Raw genomic sequence first — 16859 nt, 5'->3', positions numbered from 1 at the left:
AGCCAGCACCGCCCGCAAGATCGCCCCATGCTCCTCATACGTCGCATCCACCCGGAACTCCTTGGTGAAATCCAGCCGACGCACGATCCGGATCTTCTCCGTCACCTCCCGATGGATCAGCGCCATCTCCGCATTCCCGGCAGCCGCCACCAGTGAGCAGTGAAACGCCTCGTCCAGCTGCGCCACCATCCGCCCATCCAGAATGCGTTGATCCGGCGGCACCAGCCACACATCCACCAGCGCCGCCAGCATCCCGCCATCGTCCATGCGCTCGCGCGCGCACAGCCGTTCGACCGCCGCCAGTTCCAGCACCACGCGCACGTCGTACAGCGCCTCGAAGCGCTCGAAATCGAACGGCCGCACCTGCCAGCCGCTGCGCGGACTGGGCAGCACGAAGCCCTCGCGCTCCAGCCGCGCCAGCCCCAGCCGCACCGGCGTGCGGCTCACCCCCAGCCGCAACGCCAGCTCCGCCTCGGTAAAGCGGTCGCCCGGCAGCAGGCGGAAGTCGAACAGCTCATCCTTGATGCGCTGGTAGACCTGCTCGGCCAACGACCCCGCCAGCGCCGGCGCCTGCCGCAACGCCGGCCCGACACGCACCGAATCGCGCATGGTCAGGCCACCGGGCAAGTCGCGTCCTCGGCCAGCACGACCAGCGCATCGCCCGCGTTGACCGGCTTGCCCGGCACGCAGCGAATCGCGGCCACCGTGCCCGACACCGGCGCGATCACCGACAGCTCCATCTTCATCGCCTCGACCACCACCAGCGTGTCGCCAGCCGCCACGCTCTGGCCCACCTGCACGGGGATCTTCCAGACGTTGCCGCACATATCGGCGCTGACCAGCCGTTCGCCGTCGCGCAGCGCGATCTCCAGTTCCGGCGCCGCCTCGGCCGGCGGCGCCGCCACGTCCTCGTGTTTCCACAGCGCGACTTCGGCATCGAACGCCGACTTCTGCCGCGCCTGGAAGGCGCCGATGCTGTCCGCCTGGTCGGCCAGGAAACGCTGGTGCGCGGCGAAATCGAATAGTTCCTCCTCGATGCGCACCGTGGCGCGGCCCTCGCGGAAATCCTCACGCAGCACATCCAGCTCGGCCTCGCTCACCGGATAGAAGCGCACCTGGTCGAAGAAGCGCAGCAGCCAGGGCTTGCCGTCCTGGAACGCCGGGTTCTTCAGGAACTTGTTCCAGATCGGCAGCGTGCGGCCCACCAGTTGATAGCCGCCGGGCGAATCCATGCCGTAGATGCACATGTAGACGCCGCCGATGCCCACCGTGCCTTCGGCCGTGAAGGTGCGCGCCGGGTTGTACTTGGACGTCAGCAGGCGGTGGCGCGGATCGATCGGCACCGCGCACGGCGCGCCCAGGTAGACGTCGCCCAGGCCCATGATGAGATAACTCGCGTCGAACACGATGCGGCGCACGTCCTCGCGGCTGGCCAGGCCGTTGATGCGCTGGATGAAGTCGACATTGTTCGGCAGCCACGGCGCGCTGGCGCGCACCGTTTCCTGGTAGCGCTGCACCGCGCCCAGCGTGGCCGAATCCTCGAACGCCATCGGCAGATGGACCACGCGGGTCGGCACCTTCAGCGTCGCCACGTCGGCCAGCTGCGTTTCGATCTCCAGCAGCCGCGCGATCAGCGCCTGCTGCAGGATCACGCGGCTGTCGTAGCGGATCTGCAGCGAGCGCACGCCCGGCGACAGCTCGCGCACGCCATCGATCGGCCGCGCCGCCAGCGCCTCCATCAGCAGGTGGATGCGCATGCGCAGCGCCAGGTCGAGCACGTTGTCGCCATACTCCAGCAGCAGGTAGCCATCGCCCGCCTGGCGGTACGACACCGACGGCCGGCTGCCCGTCGCCGGCAGCGCCGCGATGATGGTCTCCGAGGCCGTGGCGGGCGACGCGGCGGGCGTGGTGGTCTGCGGCGCCACCGACCGCAGCTGCTCGACGCTGCGGTCCTGCGCCGCTTCGCGAGCCACCGCCTCGGCGTAATCGATGCGCACGAAGCGGATGTGGTCGCCCGGCTTGACCTGCCCCACCTTCCACAGCTCGGCGCGCGCGATCGTCACCGGGCAGACGAAACCGCCCAGGCTGGGGCCGTCGCGCGTCAGGATCACCGGGCTGTCGCCGGTGAAGTTGATGCTGCCGATGGCGTACTCACAATCATGGATGTTGGACGGATGCAGGCCGGCCTCGCCGCCGTTCTCGCGCGCCCAGGTCGGCTTGGGGCCGGTCAGCCGCACGCCGAGGCGATTGGAGTTGTAGTGCACCTCCCAATCGGCGGCGAAGAAGGCCTCGATGGCCTCGGGGCGGAAGAAGTCCGGCGCGCCATGCGGGCCGTACAGCACGCCGATCTCCCAGGTGTTGCCATAGGCGGGAATCAGTTCTGCGGGCGCGGCCTGCGGCGCGCTCACGGGCGCCTGGGCGTTCGCGGCCGGCAGCTCGGGGCGCACCAGCGGCAGCATGTCGCCGACCCGCAGCGTGCGGCCGGCGTGGCCGCCGAACTGGCCCAGCGCGAAGGTCGAGCGGCTGCCCAGGTAGACCGGCACGTCCAGCCCGTTGCGCACCGCCAGGTACGTGCGGCAGCCGGACAGCGCGCGGCCCGTGGCCAGCACCTGGCCCGAGCGCACCGTGACCGGCTGCCACATCGGCACCGGCTCGCCATCGAGCGTGGCGGCGCATTCGGCGCCGGTGAGCGCGACGATGGCATCGCCATGAAAGCGCAGCGTCGGCCCGACCAGCGTGGCCTCGATGCCGGCTGCGTCGGGCGCGTTGCCGACGATGCGATTGGCCAGGCGGAAGGCGTAGTCGTCCATCGGGCCCGACGGCGGCACGCCGATATCCCAATAGCCGGTGCGGCCCGGGTAATCCTGCACGCTGGTGTAGGTGCCGGCTTCCAGCACCTCGATGGCCGCAGGGCGGTAGATGAAGCCCTCCAGGAAGCGCGTCGACAACTGCCCGGCGCGGAAGCGCGCGTCGGCCACGATCTGGCGCAGGTAGTCCAGGTTGGTGGCGATGCCGTGCAGGCGGGTGTGCGCCAGCGCATCGGCCAGCTTGTCGAGCGCGGCCTCGCGGGTGTCGGCGTGCACGATCAGCTTGGCCAGCATCGGATCGTAGAACGCCGGCACCTCGGTACCCGTCTCGACCCAGCCGTCCAGGCGCACGCCTTCGGGAAAATGCACTTCCGTCAGCACGCCGGGCGACGGCTGGAACTGGCGCAGCGGGTCTTCGGCGTACAGCCGCACCTCGATCGACGCGCCTTGCGGCGCGCGCGACATCGCGGCCAGGTCGAGCGGCTCGCCCGCCGCCACGCGCAGCATGCATTCGATCAGGTCCAGCCCGGTCACCGCCTCGGTCACCGGATGCTCCACCTGCAGGCGGGTGTTGACCTCCAGGAAATAGAAGCTGTCGCGCGCCGGATCGTAGATGAATTCGACCGTGCCGGCCGAGCGGTAGGCCACCGACTCGCCCAGCTTGACGGCCGCCGCCAGCAGCGCCGCGCGGGTCGCGGCCGGCAGGTGCGGCGCGGGGGTTTCCTCGATCACCTTCTGGTTGCGACGCTGCACCGAGCAATCGCGCTCGCCCAGCGCCAGCACGCGGCCGGCGCCGTCGCCGAAGATCTGCACCTCGACGTGGCGGGCGTTGTCCACGTAACGCTCGATGAAGGCGCCGCCGTCGCGGAAGAAATGCTCGCCCATGCGCTGTACGCTATCGAACGCCACCGTCAGTTCGGCCTCGTTGTCGCAGCGCGACAGGCCGATGCCGCCGCCGCCCGCGGTGCTCTTGAGCATCACCGGATAGCCGATGCGCTCGGCCTGCGTCAGCGCCTCGCCCAGGCTGGCCAGCAGGCCCGTGCCGGGGGTCATCGGCACGCCGGCTTCGGCCGCCAGTTCACGCGAGCGGTGCTTCAGGCCGAACTCGCGGATCTGCAGCGGCGTGGGACCGACGAAGGCGATGCCCGCGGCCTCGCAGGCTTCGGCGAACTCGGCGCTCTCCGACAGGAAGCCGTAGCCGGGGTAGATGGCCTGCGCGCCGTGCTCGCGCGCGGCCGCCAGCAACAGGTCGGTGCGCAGATAGCTGTCGACGGCCTTCTCGCCGCCCAGCGCCACGGCCACGTCGGCCTCGCGCACATGGGCGGCATTGCGGTCGGGATCGGAATACACGGCAACGCTGCGGATGCCCAGGCGTTTGAGGGTACGGATGGCGCGGACGGCGATTTCGCCACGGTTGGCGATGAGGACGGTATCGAACACGGTTCGGCTCCCAGGGGCGATTGGATTTAGCGGGGGGTGGCGTTCAGGCTGGCGAGATAGGCGCGCCAGCCGCCGAAGGCGGTGATGTCGCGCGCGCCCTCCAGGCCTCGCGGCTCGCAGATGAAGCCCTTGACCTGGCGGCCGTCATGCAGCGTCAAGGTGCCGATGCCCAGCGGCGCGGGGATCTCGGCCACGAAGGCGCCGAACGCCGCCAGCGGGATGTCCCACAGCTCCACCTCGATCGGCGCACCGCTGTCGGACTTCACCAGCCCCGGCTTGGGCGGCGTGGTGTTGGCCAGCGCGTAGAGCCGGTAGTCGGCGGCGGTGCGGGTCTTTTCCACCAGCACCGCGCGGCGCGAGGTCAGCTGATGGTTCAGCGGCATGCCGGTCAGGTGCGCGCCCACCACGGCCACGCGCAACAGCCCGGGGTCGGCGGCGGTCGGCCCCATGGGCGGCAGCGGCCGGCCCGTGGCGCCCAGCGGCAGTCCGCGCTGCGCCTGCCATTGGCGGCCGAAATGCGCCAGCGCGCGGTCCTGCCACGCCATGCCGATCAGCGTGATGCCGGCCGGCAGCCCGTCATCGCGCATGCCCGCGGGCAGCGCCAGCGCCGACAGGTCGGCGAGGTTGGCGAAGTTGGTATAGATGCCCAGTTGCGAATTAAGCCGCACCGGATCGGCCTGCAACTGCGCGATGGTGTAGATCGACGGCGAGGTCGGCACCACCAGCGCGTCGAAGCCTTGCAGCGACTGGTGGATACTGCGCGTCAGCTCGGCGCGGCGGTACTCGGCCTTGAAGGCGTCGAGCGCGTCGTAGTGGACCGCGCCTTCGACGATGCCGCGCACCACCGGATGGATGGCTTCGGGATTGTCGCGCCACAGCGGCTCGACCGCGGCGAAGCGCTCGGCCACCCACGGCCCCTGGTACAGCAGCGCCGCCAGTTCGGCATAAGGCGCGAAGTCGATGGCCTGGACCTCGGCGCCGCCGGCCTTGAGCGCCTGCACCGCGGCCTCGAACGCGGCGGCGGCCTGGGCGTCGCCGAAGAACTCCAGCCGGTCGGGCACGGCCAGCCGCGGCGCGGCGGGCCAGGGCGCGGCGGCGCCGGCCGGCTGCGCGCGCGAATAGGGATCGTGTTCGTCATAGCCGCCGGCGATGCCGGCCACGCGCTCGGCATCGTCCACCGTCAGCGCGAAGATCGACACGCAGTCCTGCGTGCGGCAGGCCGGCACCACGCCGGCGGTGCTGAGCCAGCCCTTGGTCGGCTTGAGGCCGACGATATTGTTGAACCCCGCCGGCACCCGGCCCGAGCCCGCGGTGTCCGTGCCCAGCGAAAACGCCGCCAGCCCGCGCGCCACCACCGAGGCGGACCCCGAGCTGGAGCCGCCGCTGATGTAGTCGGGATTGAAGCTGTTGGCCACCGCGCCGTGCGGCGAGCGGGTGCCGACCAGGCCCGTGGCGAACTGGTCGAGATTGGTCTTGCCGATCAGGATGGCGCCGGCCGCGCGCAGGCGCCGCACCACGGTGGCGTCCTCGTCCGGCGTGTAGGCGAACGCGGGGCAGGCAGCGGTGGTGGGCCAGCCGGCCGCGTCGATGTTGTCCTTGATGGCGAACGGCACGCCGTAGAGCGGCAGGCGGGAACGATCGCCGCCGGCCGCGGCCAGCAGCAGGCGCAGGTCGTCGAGCTGGCGCGCCAGCACCGGCGCGCTGGCGCGCGTGATCCAGGCGTTGTCGGCCGGGTCGTCCGGCGCGGCGGCCAGGGGCATCAACAGCGCTTCGGGCGTGGCCCCTTCCTGATAGGCCGACAGCCATTGCGCGATCGTCCAACCGAGCGGGCCCTGCTGCGTTGCTACGGCATTCATGCTGGAATCCTTTCTGGTATACAAGTACGGATTCCCAAGCAATACGCGTGCCATGTGCGCCGCGCCCGGCGTTTTCGCCCTGGACGCCGCGCGCCACGGCCTGGCCGCCTTCGCGGACAAGTCCGCGCGCGCACTCCCAGCGGGCAGCGGCCGCACCGGTTTTGTGCACGCGGCACCAGATTGAACCGCGGCGCGTCGCCCGTCCGCCCCCCCGCCTCCTCGCGCACACCCATTGCTCAATACAGCGCGCCGCCATCGCATCGCGGCTGGCACGGCTTTTGCTTTGACGTCCTGGTCACGTCCTTTCATCACCGGCGCCGCCGGCCTCTTCCCATCCAGGAGTCACCATGAAACGCAGACTAGCCCTCAAGCAATTGACCGCCGCGAGCCTATTGGCCATGTCCGGCTGGATGCCGCAGCTGTTCGCCGCCGAAGACACCATCAAGGTCGGCATCCTGCATTCGCTGTCGGGCACCATGGCCATCTCGGAAACGTCGCTCAAGGACGTGGCCCTGATGACCATCGACGAGATCAACGCCAACGGCGGCGTCATGGGCAAAAAGCTCGAAGCGGTGGTGGTCGACCCGGCCTCGAACTGGCCGCTGTTCGCCGAGAAATCGCGCCAGCTGCTGTCGCAGGACAAGGTGGCGGTGGTGTTCGGCTGCTGGACCTCGGTGTCGCGCAAGTCGGTGCTGCCGGTGTTCAAGGAACTGAACGGCCTGCTGTTCTACCCGGTGCAATACGAGGGCGAGGAACTGGAGAAGAACGTGTTCTACACCGGCGCCGCGCCCAACCAGCAGGCCATTCCCGCCGTGGAATACCTGATGAGCGAAGACGGCGGCGGCGCCAAGCGCTTCGTGCTGCTGGGCACCGACTATGTGTACCCGCGCACCACCAACAAGATCCTGCGCGCCTTCCTGCACTCCAAGGGCGTCAAGGACAGCGACATCGACGAGGTCTACACCCCGTTCGGCCATTCCGACTACCAGACTATCGTCGCCAACATCAAGAAGTTCGCCGCCGGCGGCAAGACCGCCGTCATCTCCACCATCAACGGCGACTCCAACGTGCCGTTCTACAAGGAACTGGGCAACGCCGGCCTGAAGGCCACCGACGTGCCGGTGGTGGCGTTCTCGGTGGGCGAGGAAGAACTGCGCGGCGTCGACACCAAGCCGCTGGTGGGCCACCTGGCCGCCTGGAACTACTTCGAGTCGATCAAGAACCCGGTCAACGAGGAGTTCATCAAGAAGTGGAAGGCCTACGCCAAGGCCAAGAACCTGCCCAACGCCAACACCGTGGTCACCAACGACCCGATGGAGGCCACCTACATCGGCATCCACATGTGGAAGCAGGCGGTCGAACAGGCCAAGACCACCGACGTCGACAAGGTGATCGCGGCCATGGGCGGCCAGAAGTTCAATTCGCCGAGCGGCTTCGCCATCGAAATGGACAAGACCAACCACCACCTGCACAAGCCGGTCTACATCGGCGAGATCAAGGCGGACGGCCAGTTCAACGTGGTCTGGAAAAGCAAGGGCCCGATCCGCGCGCAACCGTGGAGCCCGTACATCGCGGGCAACGAAAGCAAGCAAGGCCTCTAACCGGAACCGGAAGCGCAGCCATGCTGAATGCGGTCATCGCGAAATTCCTGCGTCATCTCCTGCTTGCATGGCTGCTGGCCACGCCGGCGCTGGCCGCCCACGCGGCCGCATCCGGCGTGGACCCGGCGCTGCTGGCGCCGCTGGCCGGCGACGACACCGACGCCCGCCTGCAGGCCATTGCCGCCCTGGGCCAGCAGCCCGGCCCGGGCGCGGCCGCCGTGTTGCAGGCGCTGGGCAATGACCAGCTGTATGCGCTGCCGGACGGCCGCGTGCTGATCGGCGACGGCAAGGGCCAGGCCACCGATCCGGCCACCGGCACGGCCCTGGCGCTGCCGCCCGAGGCCTCCTCCATCGGCATCAACAACCGCTTGCGGCGCGCGATCGAGGCGGCGCTGGCCGGCTCGCGCCTGTTCTCCGACAACCCGCAGGAACGGCTGGCCGCGGCCCGCCGCCTGCAACAGACCGGCGATCCGGCGCGCCTGCCGCTGCTGGAAAAGGCGCTGGCCGCCGAAAAAGACCCGGCCGTGCGCGCCGCGCTGGAGATCGCGCAGGCCAGCCTGGAACTCAAGAGCGCCGACCCCGCCGTGCGGCGCCACGCGGTCGAGCTGCTCGGCCGCACCGACAACGCCGCCTTCCGGCCGACGCTGGCGGCGCTGGCGCAGCAACAGGACGGCGTCTACGCCGAACCCGACGCCGGCGTGCGCGAGGCGGCCGCCAACGCGCTCAAGCGCATCGACCGCCACCTGGCCACCATCGAGTGGGCCGGCAACCTGTTCTACGGCCTCAGCCTGGGCAGCGTGCTGCTGCTGGCGGCGCTGGGGCTGGCCATCACCTTCGGCCTGATGGGCGTCATCAACATGGCGCACGGCGAGCTGCTGATGATCGGCGCCTACGTCACCTACCTGGTGCAGACGGCGTTCCGCGCCTGGCTGCCAGGCTGGCTCGACTGGTACGTGGCGGCGGCGCTGCCGCTGGCCTTCGTGGTCACCGCGCTGGTCGGCATGGCGCTGGAACGCACCGTGATCCGCTGGCTCTACGGCCGGCCGCTGGAAACGCTGCTGGCCACGTGGGGCATCAGCCTGATGCTGATGCAGGGCGTGCGCACCCTTTTCGGGGCGCAGAACGTGGAAGTGGGCAACCCCAGCTGGATGTCCGGCGGCTTCACCGTGCTGGGCGGCCTGGTGCTGACCTACAACCGGCTGGTCATCATCGGCTTCGCGCTGTTCGTGGTGTTCCTGGTGTGGGCGCTGCTGAACCACACGCGGCTGGGCCTGTTCGTGCGCGCCATCACCCAGAACCGGCGTATGGCCGATTGCGTCGGCGTGCCCACCGGCCGCGTCGACATGCTGGCGTTCGGCCTGGGCTCGGGCATCGCCGGCCTGGCCGGCGTGGCGCTGTCGCAGTTGGGCAACGTCGGCCCGGACCTGGGCCGCGGCTACATCGTCGATTCCTTCATGGTGGTGGTGCTGGGCGGCGTCGGCCAGCTGGCCGGCACCGTCATCGCCGCGCTCGGCCTGGGCGGCGTCAACAAATTCCTGGAGCCTTACGCGGGAGCGGTCATGGCCAAGATCACCATCCTGGTGCTCATCGTGCTTTTCGTGCAGAAGCGGCCGCAAGGCCTGTTCGCCCCGCGCGGCCGGAGCGTCGAATGAAGCAGACCGCGCTGACCGATTTCAACCTGCTGGCGCGCCGGCCCCTGTTCAATGGCCGCGCCTGGGCCGCGCTGGGCGCGGGCGTGCTGCTGCTGGCGCTGGTGCCGCTGCTGAACCTGGCGTTTCCCGCCGGCCATCCGCTGCATGTCTCGGCCTACGCGGTGGCGCTGCTGGGCAAGTTCATGTGCTACGCCCTGGCGGCGCTGGCGCTGGACCTGGTGTGGGGCTACGCCGGCATCCTGTCGCTGGGCCACGGCCTGTTCTTCGCGCTGGGCGGCTACGCCCACGGCATGTACCTGATGCGCGCCATCGGCCAGGACGGGGTCTACCAGAGCCGGCTGCCGGACTTCATGGTGTTCCTGGACTGGAAGGATTACCCCTGGTACTGGGCCTTCACCGACCACTTCGCCTACGCCATGCTGCTGGTGGTGCTGGTGCCGGGCGTGCTGGCGTTCGTGTTCGGCTACTTCGCCTTCCGGTCGCGCATCAAGGGCGTGTACTTCTCCATCATCACGCAGGCGCTGACCTTCGCCGCCATGCTGTTGTTCTTCCGCAACGACACCGGCTTTGGCGGCAACAACGGCTTCACTGACTTCAAGCGCATCCTGGGCTTCGACATCACCGCGCCCGGCACCCGCGCCGCGCTGTACTGGATCACGCTGGCGGCGCTGGCCGGCGCGCTGGTGCTGGCGCGCGCCGTCACGCAGTCCAAGCTGGGCCGGGTGCTGACGGCGGTGCGCGACGCCGAGAGCCGGCTGCGCTTCATCGGCTACGACCCGCTCGGCTTCAAGCTGTTCGTGTGGACGCTGTCGGCGGTACTGTGCGGCATCGCCGGGGCGCTATACGTGCCGCAGGTCGGCATCATCAACCCCAGCGAAATGTCCACCGAGAACTCCATCGAGATGGTGATCTGGGTCGCCACCGGCGGGCGCGGCACGCTGATCGGCCCCATCATCGGCGCCGGCGCCGTGAACGGCCTGAAGACCTGGTTCACCAGCGTGCTGCCCGAATTCTGGCTGTACGCGCTGGGCCTGATCTTCGTGCTGGTTACCCTTTTCCTGCCCACCGGCATCGTCGGCCTGGCCCGGCGCCTGGCCGCCCGCTACCAGGAGCGACGCGCATGACCAGCACCCATACCGAAAGCGCCATGCTCGATGGCGGCCCCAGCGGCGACGCCGGCTACGGCCGCGTCAGCCCCAAGGGCCTGGACACCAGCCACGGCGCCATCCTGTACCTGGAGGGCATCACCGTCAGCTTCGACGGCTTCAAGGCCCTCAATGACCTGACGCTGGACATCGGCGTCGGCGAACTGCGCTGCATCATCGGCCCCAACGGCGCCGGCAAGACCACCATGATGGACGTCATCACCGGCAAGACGCGCCCCACCGCCGGCACCGCGTTCTTCGGCCAGAGCATCGACCTGACCACGCTGAGCGAGGCGCAGATCGCGCACGCCGGCATCGGCCGCAAGTTCCAGCGCCCCACCGTGTTCGAACAGCACACGGTGTTCGAGAACCTGGAATTGGCGATGAAGACCGACAAGCGCGTGCGGCCCACGCTGTTCGCGCGCCTGACCGGCGAGCAGGCCGACCGCATCGGCGAGACGCTCGACCTGATCCGGCTGCGGCCCGAGGCCTTCCGCCCCGCCGGCCTGCTGTCGCATGGCCAGAAGCAATGGCTGGAGATCGGCATGCTGCTGATGCAGGAGCCGCAATTGCTGCTGCTGGACGAGCCGGTGGCCGGCATGACCGACGCCGAGACCGAGCGCACCGGCGAACTGCTCAACGAGCTGCGCGGCCGCCATTCGCTGATGGTGGTCGAGCACGACATGGATTTCGTCAACCAGATCGCCGGCGACGGCAAGGTGACCGTGCTGCACGAGGGCTCGGTGCTGGCCGAGGGGCCGATGGCCAAGGTGCAGGCCGACCCGCGCGTGATCGAAGTCTACCTGGGGCGCTGACATGCTGAACGTGAACACCATCGACCAGTACTACGGCGGCAGCCACACCCTGCGCGGCGTGTCGCTGGCCGTGAACCAGGGCGAATGCCTGGCGCTGCTGGGCCGCAACGGCGTCGGCAAGACCACCCTGCTCAAGTGCGTGATGGGCGTGCTGCCGGTGGCGCGCGGCGCCATCGATTTCGACGGCGCCGACGTCACCCGCCTGGCGCCGCACCAGCGCGCCGCGCGCGGCATGGCCTACGTGCCGCAGGGCCGCGACATCTTCGCCCGGCTGACGGTCGAGGAAAACATCCTGATGGGCATGGCCACCAAGCCGGCGGCGCGCGCGCGCCGCATCAAGGAGGAAGTGTTCGAGCTGTTCCCGGTGCTCAAGAGCATGCTGGCGCGGCGCGGCGGCGACCTGTCCGGCGGCCAGCAGCAACAGCTGGCGATCGCCCGCGCGCTGGTGGCCGAGCCCAAGCTGATCATCCTGGACGAACCCACCGAGGGCATCCAGCCGTCCATCATCAAGGACATCGGCCGCGTCATCCACATGCTGCGCCAGCGCGGCGACATCGCCATCCTGCTGTGCGAACAGTACTTCGATTTCGCCCGCGAGCTGGCCGACCGCTTCGTGGTGCTGTCGCGCGGCGAGGTGGTGGCCAGCGGCGACCGCGCCGCCATCGACGGCGAGGACGTGCGGCGCCATCTTTCCGTCTGAAAAGGCTTGGATATAATGCGCCGTCATGCACCTCGCCCACTTCCTGAACCGCGGCTACGCCTGGATCGCGCTGATCGCGATCCTGTGGGCGTCGCTGGTTCCGTCGCTGGCGCATGGCAATCACCTGCCCAATGCCAGCCGCCAGGTCAGCGTGGACTACTGCGCCCCCGAGGGCCAATCGTCCCTGACCATCGAGGTGCAAAGCGATGACAGGGCCGGCGACCACGCCGCCCACCACGGCGACAGCAACCACTGCCCGTTCTGCCGCAACCCCCAGGCCGACCTCGGCCTCCCTCCCGCTCCCCTGACCGTGCTGCCGGCGCCCGCCAGCGGCGGCGTCACCTACCCGGCGCTGTTCTACCGCGCCTCGCACCCCCTCCACGCCTGGCGCGCGGCCCAGCCGCGCGCCCCGCCGGCGGCCTGATCGGCGCACGCGCCGCTTCCGCCCGAGCATTCGTCGCCGCCGACCGGCGGCGATTCCCGCAGAACCCTCGTCCGCATCCCGGTGCCGCCTGCTAGCGCGGCGCCATCGCGGGCGCGCAGGCCGGCCCCGCCGGCGTGGACCATGAAAAGAACCTACGCAGTATCCCTGCTGGCCGGCGCCTGCGCCGCCAATCCGGCGCTCGCGCTGACGACCGAGCCCGCCATCGAGACGCTGGCGCCCACCGTGGTCGAAGGCGACAACGCCGAGGACCGCCCCAACGGCCCGATCAACCTGGAACGCATCGACGGCACCGGCAGCCGCCTTGGCCTGCGGATCAAGGACACGCCGGCCTCCGTCACCGTCATCTCGCGCCAGCAGATCGAGGCGCGCGGCGCCCTCAACACCCAGGACATCGCCCGCGGCATCCCGGGCGTGAACAACGCCTCGCCCCCCGGCATGGCCGGCGCCGTCAGCTACCGCGGCTTCAGCGGCGGGCAGGTGTCGCAGTTGTTCAACGGCATCTCGGTGCAGTACGACTCGGCGGCGGCGCGGCCGATCGACAGCTGGATCTACGACCGGGTCGAGGCCATCGGCGGCCCGTCGACCTTCCTGTTCGGCGCCGGCGCCGTCGGCGGCGCCATCAACTACGTCACCAAGCTGCCCGAACGCGACACCTTCTACGAAGGCCAGTTGCGCCTGGGTTCGTTCGACACGCGCCAGGCATCGGCCGGCATCAACCAGCAACTGGCCGGGTCGCCCGGCGGCCGCGGCCATTACCTGCGCATCGACGCCAACACCACCGCCAGCAACGGCTGGGTCGACGGTGAACGGTCGAACGCCACCCAGGTGGCGGCGTCGCTGCTGTCCGACCTGGGCGACGACGTCACCCAGACCTGGGCCTTCGAGTACCAGCGCGAGCGCGTCGACCGCCCCTACTGGGGCACGCCGTTGACGGTCGGCGCCAACGGCAAGGTGAGCGGCGAGGGCCACATCCGCGGCGGCACGCGTTTCAAGAACTACAACGTCGACGACGGCCTGTACGAGCAGTCGGTGCTGTGGGCCCGTTCGCTGACGGAATGGCGCGCCGCGCCGGGCGTGACGTTCAAGAACACGCTCTACTACTACCGCGCCGAGCGCGATTTCCGCAACCTGGAAACCTACCGCTACAACGCCGGCAACAGCCGCGTGCTGCGCTCGGCCGCGCTGCTGCAGCGCCATGAGCAGAGCCTGGTCGGCAACCGCGTCGAGGGACTGGTCGAATCGACGCTGGCCGACCTGCCCACCAGTTGGTCATTCGGCGCCGACCTGAGCGTGAACAGGCAGACCCGCTATCCGACCAGCCTGCCGGCCACGGTGGACGCGGTCGATCCGTATGATTTCCAGCCGGGCTATTTCTACGACATTCCCGGCATGACGCGCGGCCACAATCCGGATCGCGACAACCGCGTCCGCACCCTCGCGTTCACGCTGGAAAACCGCACCGAGGTGCTGCCCGGCGTGGCCATCGTGTCGGCCCTGCGCAAGGACTTCATCGACCTGGACCTGACCAACCGCCGCGCGGTCACGGCCGCCGCGCCGGCGTCGGCCTCGCGCAGCTATTCGCCCACCACCGGCCGGCTGGCGCTGAACTGGGCCATCACGCCGCAGGCGTCGCTGTACGCGCAATACGCCACGGCCGCCGATCCGCCGTCCGGCATCATGGCCACCGCGTCGTTCGCCGACGTGCTCAACAACGACAAGCTGACCACCGGCACGCAGAAGGAGGTCGGCGGCAAGTTCGAGTTCTGGGACGGCCGCGGCTCGGCCACCCTCGCCGCCTACGAGATCAAGCGCAAGAACATCTCGGCCCCCGACGCCAACAATCCGGCGGTCAGCATCCCGGTGGGGCAGCAGTCGGCGCGCGGGCTGGAACTGGCCGGCGGCCTGCGGCTGACGCGCACCCTGTCGCTGCAGGCCAACGTGGCCTTCGTCGACCCGCAGTACGACGACTTCTCGGAAACCGTCGGCGGCGTACGCGTATCGCGCAATGGCAACGTGCCGACCAACACGCCGCGGCGCGTGGCCAACGCCTGGATCGACTACGCCTTCCTGCCGGACTGGAACGCCAGCGTCGCCGCGCGCTACGTCGGCCGCGCCTATGCCGATGCCGCCAACACCGTCTGGGCGCCGTCGTACACCGTGTTCGACGCGGCGCTGTCGCATCGCATCGACCGCCATTTCACCCTCACCGGCCGGGTCCGCAACCTGACCGACAAGGTGTACGCGGCCAACGTCACCGGCACGCCGATGTTCTACCTGGGCGCGCCGCGCTCGTTCGAACTGACGCTGCAGGCGCGATACTGAGAACGATCATGAGCGCAATCCCCTCCCCCCGCCGCCGGCCCGCGCCCGTGCCGTGGTCCAGCCGCGCCAAGCGCTGGCTGTACCTCACGCACCGCTGGGCCGGCATCGTGCTGTGCCTGTTCTTCGCCATGTGGTTCATTTCGGGCGTGGTGATGATGTACGTGGGCTATCCCAAGCTCACCCCGCTCGAACGCATGACGCACGTCGCGCCGCTCGATCCGGCGCGCGTTGCCGCCACGCCGGCGCAGGCCTTGGCCGCCGCCGGCGCCAGCGACATGACGGGCCTGGGCCTGGCCGCGCTGCGCGGCGGCGCGCCGGTCTACCTGGTGCCGGCCGGCCGCGGCCGCGCGCCCAAGGTGGTGGATGCCGCCAGCGGCGCATTGCTGCCGCGCGCCGATGCCGCCGTCGCCAGCGCCAGCGCCGCGGCCTGGTTCGACGGCCGCTACGCCGCGCACTACCAGGGCGAGGTGGACGAGGACGTCTACACCCATTCCGGCGCGCTCGACCCGCACCGGCCCCTGCACCGCATCGACATGGACGATCCGGCGCGCACGCGGCTGTACGTCTCGTCCGCCACCGGCGAGGTGGTGCTGGACGCCACCCGCCGCGAACGGCTGTGGAACTACGCGGGCGCCTGGATCCACTGGCTGTATCCGTTTCGCGGCAACGCCTTCGATCCGTGGTGGCACGACATCGTCGTCTGGCTGTCGGTGGCCGGCGTGGCCCTGGCGCTGACCGGCACGGTGGTCGGCATCCTGCGCTGGCGCTTCTCGCGCCCGTACGCCAGCGGCAGCCGTTCGCCCTACCGCGAGAACATGATGCGCTGGCATCACCTGGCGGGCCTGCTGTTCGCCGGCATCACCATCACCTGGATCTTCAGCGGATTGATGTCGATGAATCCGTGGAAGCTGTTCAGCAGCGGCGCGCCGCCCTTGGCGCAACAGGCCTACGCCGGCGGCCCCTATGCCGCCGACGCGCCGCAGGCGCCGCCCGCCGCGCTGATCCGCGCCCTGCCGGCGGCGCCGCGCGAACTGCGCTGGCAACGCGTGGACGGCCAGGACCTGGTGCTGGCCCGCAGCGGCCCGGGCGCGCCGCGGCTGCTGGCGGCCGCCGACGCCCGCCCCGTCACGCTCGACCCCGCCGCCCTGCGCGCCGCCGCCGCCCGCCTGGTGCCCGGCGCGGCCCTGGCCGACGTGCAGGTGCTGGACCGCTACGATTTTTATTACTACGGCCGCGACGAACACGCCATGCTCGGCCACATCGAGAAGCCGTTGCCAGCGTGGCGCCTGGTGTTTGACGACCCGCAGGCCAGCTGGGTCTACCTGGATCCGCGCACCGGCCAGGTGCTGGGCCGGCAGGACCGCCGCAACCGCGCCAGCCGCTGGTTGTTCGCCTTCCTGCACAGCTGGGACTGGACCGGCCTGCTGGCGCGCCGGCCGCTGTGGGACATCCTGCTGGTGTTCCTCAGCCTGGGCGGCGCGGCGCTGAGCCTGACCGGCGTGGTGATCGGCTGGCGCCGGCTGGGCCGCAAGCTGCGCGCCTGACGCCGCCATGGCCGCGGGGATGGGGCTGGAATGCACTATGCTCCCTCCTTGTCCCCGCAATACCGCAAGGAAAGCCCATGTCCGACGTCACCATCTACCACAACCCCAAGTGCGGCACTTCGCGCAACACGCTGGCCATGATCCGCAACGCCGGCATCGAACCGCAGGTCGTCCTGTACCTGGAGACGCCGCCTTCGCGCGCACAGCTCAAGGCGCTGTTCAAGCGCGCCGGCATCACCGTGCGCGACGCGCTGCGCGAGAAGGGCACGCCCTACGCCGAACTCGGCCTGGATGACACCACGCTGAGCGACGAGGCCCTGCTGGACGCCATCGAGGCCCACCCCATCCTGCTGAACCGCCCCTTCGTCAGCACGCCACTGGGCGCGCGCCTGTGCCGCCCGTCCGAACTGGTGCTGGACATCCTGCCCGCGCCGCAGCAAGGCGCCTTCACCAAGGAAGACGGCGAAGCGGTGATCGACGCGCAGGGCAAGCGCATCGCCAAGTGAGCGCGCCGCCGCAGGCCCCATCCCCA

12 protein-coding genes are annotated in these 16859 nt (G+C 70.0%); 9 read left to right on the top strand and 3 right to left on the bottom strand.

Annotated features, from left to right (window positions below; genetic code table 11):
- From DK459_RS27985 to atzF, 3 genes are all read right to left on the bottom strand, one after another.
- On the bottom strand, positions 1 to 609 hold a 609-nt coding region (locus DK459_RS27985), incomplete at its 3' end, for a GntR family transcriptional regulator (protein WP_110060220.1).
- A 2-nt stretch (positions 610 to 611) separates the two neighbouring features.
- Positions 612 to 4247: an urea carboxylase gene (uca, locus tag DK459_RS27980; RefSeq protein WP_054442879.1), complete on the bottom strand. Its 3636-nt coding sequence runs from the start codon at positions 4245 to 4247 to the stop codon at positions 612 to 614.
- A gap of 26 nt (positions 4248 to 4273) precedes the next feature.
- Positions 4274 to 6103 carry an allophanate hydrolase gene (gene atzF, locus DK459_RS27975; RefSeq protein ID WP_024070211.1) on the bottom strand — a complete coding sequence of 610 codons (1830 nt, stop codon included), beginning with the start codon at positions 6101 to 6103 and terminating at the stop codon, positions 4274 to 4276.
- Positions 6104 to 6450: 347 nt separating this feature from the next.
- Here atzF and urtA point away from each other — a divergent pair, with 347 nt between their 5' ends.
- The 9 genes from urtA (at position 6451) to arsC (ending at position 16833) form a co-directional block, all read left to right on the top strand.
- Positions 6451 to 7704: an urea ABC transporter substrate-binding protein gene (gene urtA, locus DK459_RS27965; RefSeq protein WP_006386133.1), complete on the top strand. Its 1254-nt coding sequence runs from the start codon at positions 6451 to 6453 to the stop codon at positions 7702 to 7704.
- Between the two features lie 20 nt (positions 7705 to 7724).
- On the top strand, positions 7725 to 9356 hold the full coding sequence (urtB, locus tag DK459_RS27960) for an urea ABC transporter permease subunit UrtB (protein ID WP_038504328.1): 1632 nt from the start codon (positions 7725 to 7727) through the stop codon (positions 9354 to 9356).
- Positions 9353 to 10480 carry an urea ABC transporter permease subunit UrtC gene (urtC, locus tag DK459_RS27955; protein ID WP_006386131.1) on the top strand — a complete coding sequence of 376 codons (1128 nt, stop codon included), beginning with the start codon at positions 9353 to 9355 and terminating at the stop codon, positions 10478 to 10480. Before urtB ends, urtC begins: the two co-directional genes overlap by 4 nt.
- The gene (gene urtD, locus DK459_RS27950; protein ID WP_006386130.1) at positions 10477 to 11316 is read left to right on the top strand and encodes an urea ABC transporter ATP-binding protein UrtD; all 840 of its coding nucleotides are present in this window, start codon (positions 10477 to 10479) and stop codon (positions 11314 to 11316) included. The genes urtC and urtD overlap by 4 nt, the downstream gene beginning before the upstream one ends.
- 1 nt (position 11317) lies before the next feature.
- Positions 11318 to 12016, top strand: a complete 699-nt coding sequence (gene urtE, locus DK459_RS27945; RefSeq protein WP_006386129.1) for an urea ABC transporter ATP-binding subunit UrtE — start codon at positions 11318 to 11320, stop codon at positions 12014 to 12016.
- Between the two features lie 25 nt (positions 12017 to 12041).
- Complete coding sequence (locus tag DK459_RS27940) at positions 12042 to 12440, top strand: DUF2946 domain-containing protein (protein WP_110135204.1); 399 nt, start codon at positions 12042 to 12044, stop codon at positions 12438 to 12440.
- Positions 12441 to 12581: 141 nt separating this feature from the next.
- On the top strand, positions 12582 to 14783 hold the full coding sequence (locus DK459_RS27935) for a TonB-dependent siderophore receptor (RefSeq protein WP_070541556.1): 2202 nt from the start codon (positions 12582 to 12584) through the stop codon (positions 14781 to 14783).
- Positions 14784 to 14791: 8 nt separating this feature from the next.
- Positions 14792 to 16327, top strand: coding sequence for a PepSY domain-containing protein (locus DK459_RS27930; RefSeq protein WP_054442876.1), 1536 nt, complete (start codon positions 14792 to 14794; stop codon positions 16325 to 16327).
- 77 nt (positions 16328 to 16404) lie between these two features.
- Positions 16405 to 16833, top strand: a complete 429-nt coding sequence (arsC, locus tag DK459_RS27925; protein ID WP_006386125.1) for an arsenate reductase (glutaredoxin) — start codon at positions 16405 to 16407, stop codon at positions 16831 to 16833.
- Positions 16834 to 16859 lie beyond the last annotated feature (26 nt).

The sequence above is a fragment of the Achromobacter sp. RW408 genome (assembly GCF_003184165.1).
GTDB classification, from domain to species: Bacteria; Pseudomonadota; Gammaproteobacteria; order Burkholderiales; family Burkholderiaceae_B; genus Achromobacter; species Achromobacter xylosoxidans.
Note: the sequence above shows the minus strand (reverse complement) of the source record. Positions and strands in the feature narration are given on the sequence as shown.

Bases quoted from the DNA above. Each gene is read 5' to 3' on its own strand.
- atzF (WP_024070211.1), bottom strand. From the start codon at position 6,103: ATGAATGCCGTAGCAACGCAGCAGGGCCCGCTCGGTTGGACGATCGCG.
- urtA (WP_006386133.1), top strand. From the start codon at position 6,451: ATGAAACGCAGACTAGCCCTCAAGCAATTGACCGCCGCGAGCCTATTG.
- urtB (WP_038504328.1), top strand. From the start codon at position 7,725: ATGCTGAATGCGGTCATCGCGAAATTCCTGCGTCATCTCCTGCTTGCA.
- urtC (WP_006386131.1), top strand. From the start codon at position 9,353: ATGAAGCAGACCGCGCTGACCGATTTCAACCTGCTGGCGCGCCGGCCC.
- urtD (WP_006386130.1), top strand. From the start codon at position 10,477: ATGACCAGCACCCATACCGAAAGCGCCATGCTCGATGGCGGCCCCAGC.
- urtE (WP_006386129.1), top strand. From the start codon at position 11,318: ATGCTGAACGTGAACACCATCGACCAGTACTACGGCGGCAGCCACACC.
- DK459_RS27940 (WP_110135204.1), top strand. From the start codon at position 12,042: ATGCACCTCGCCCACTTCCTGAACCGCGGCTACGCCTGGATCGCGCTG.
- DK459_RS27935 (WP_070541556.1), top strand. From the start codon at position 12,582: ATGAAAAGAACCTACGCAGTATCCCTGCTGGCCGGCGCCTGCGCCGCC.
- DK459_RS27930 (WP_054442876.1), top strand. From the start codon at position 14,792: ATGAGCGCAATCCCCTCCCCCCGCCGCCGGCCCGCGCCCGTGCCGTGG.
- arsC (WP_006386125.1), top strand. From the start codon at position 16,405: ATGTCCGACGTCACCATCTACCACAACCCCAAGTGCGGCACTTCGCGC.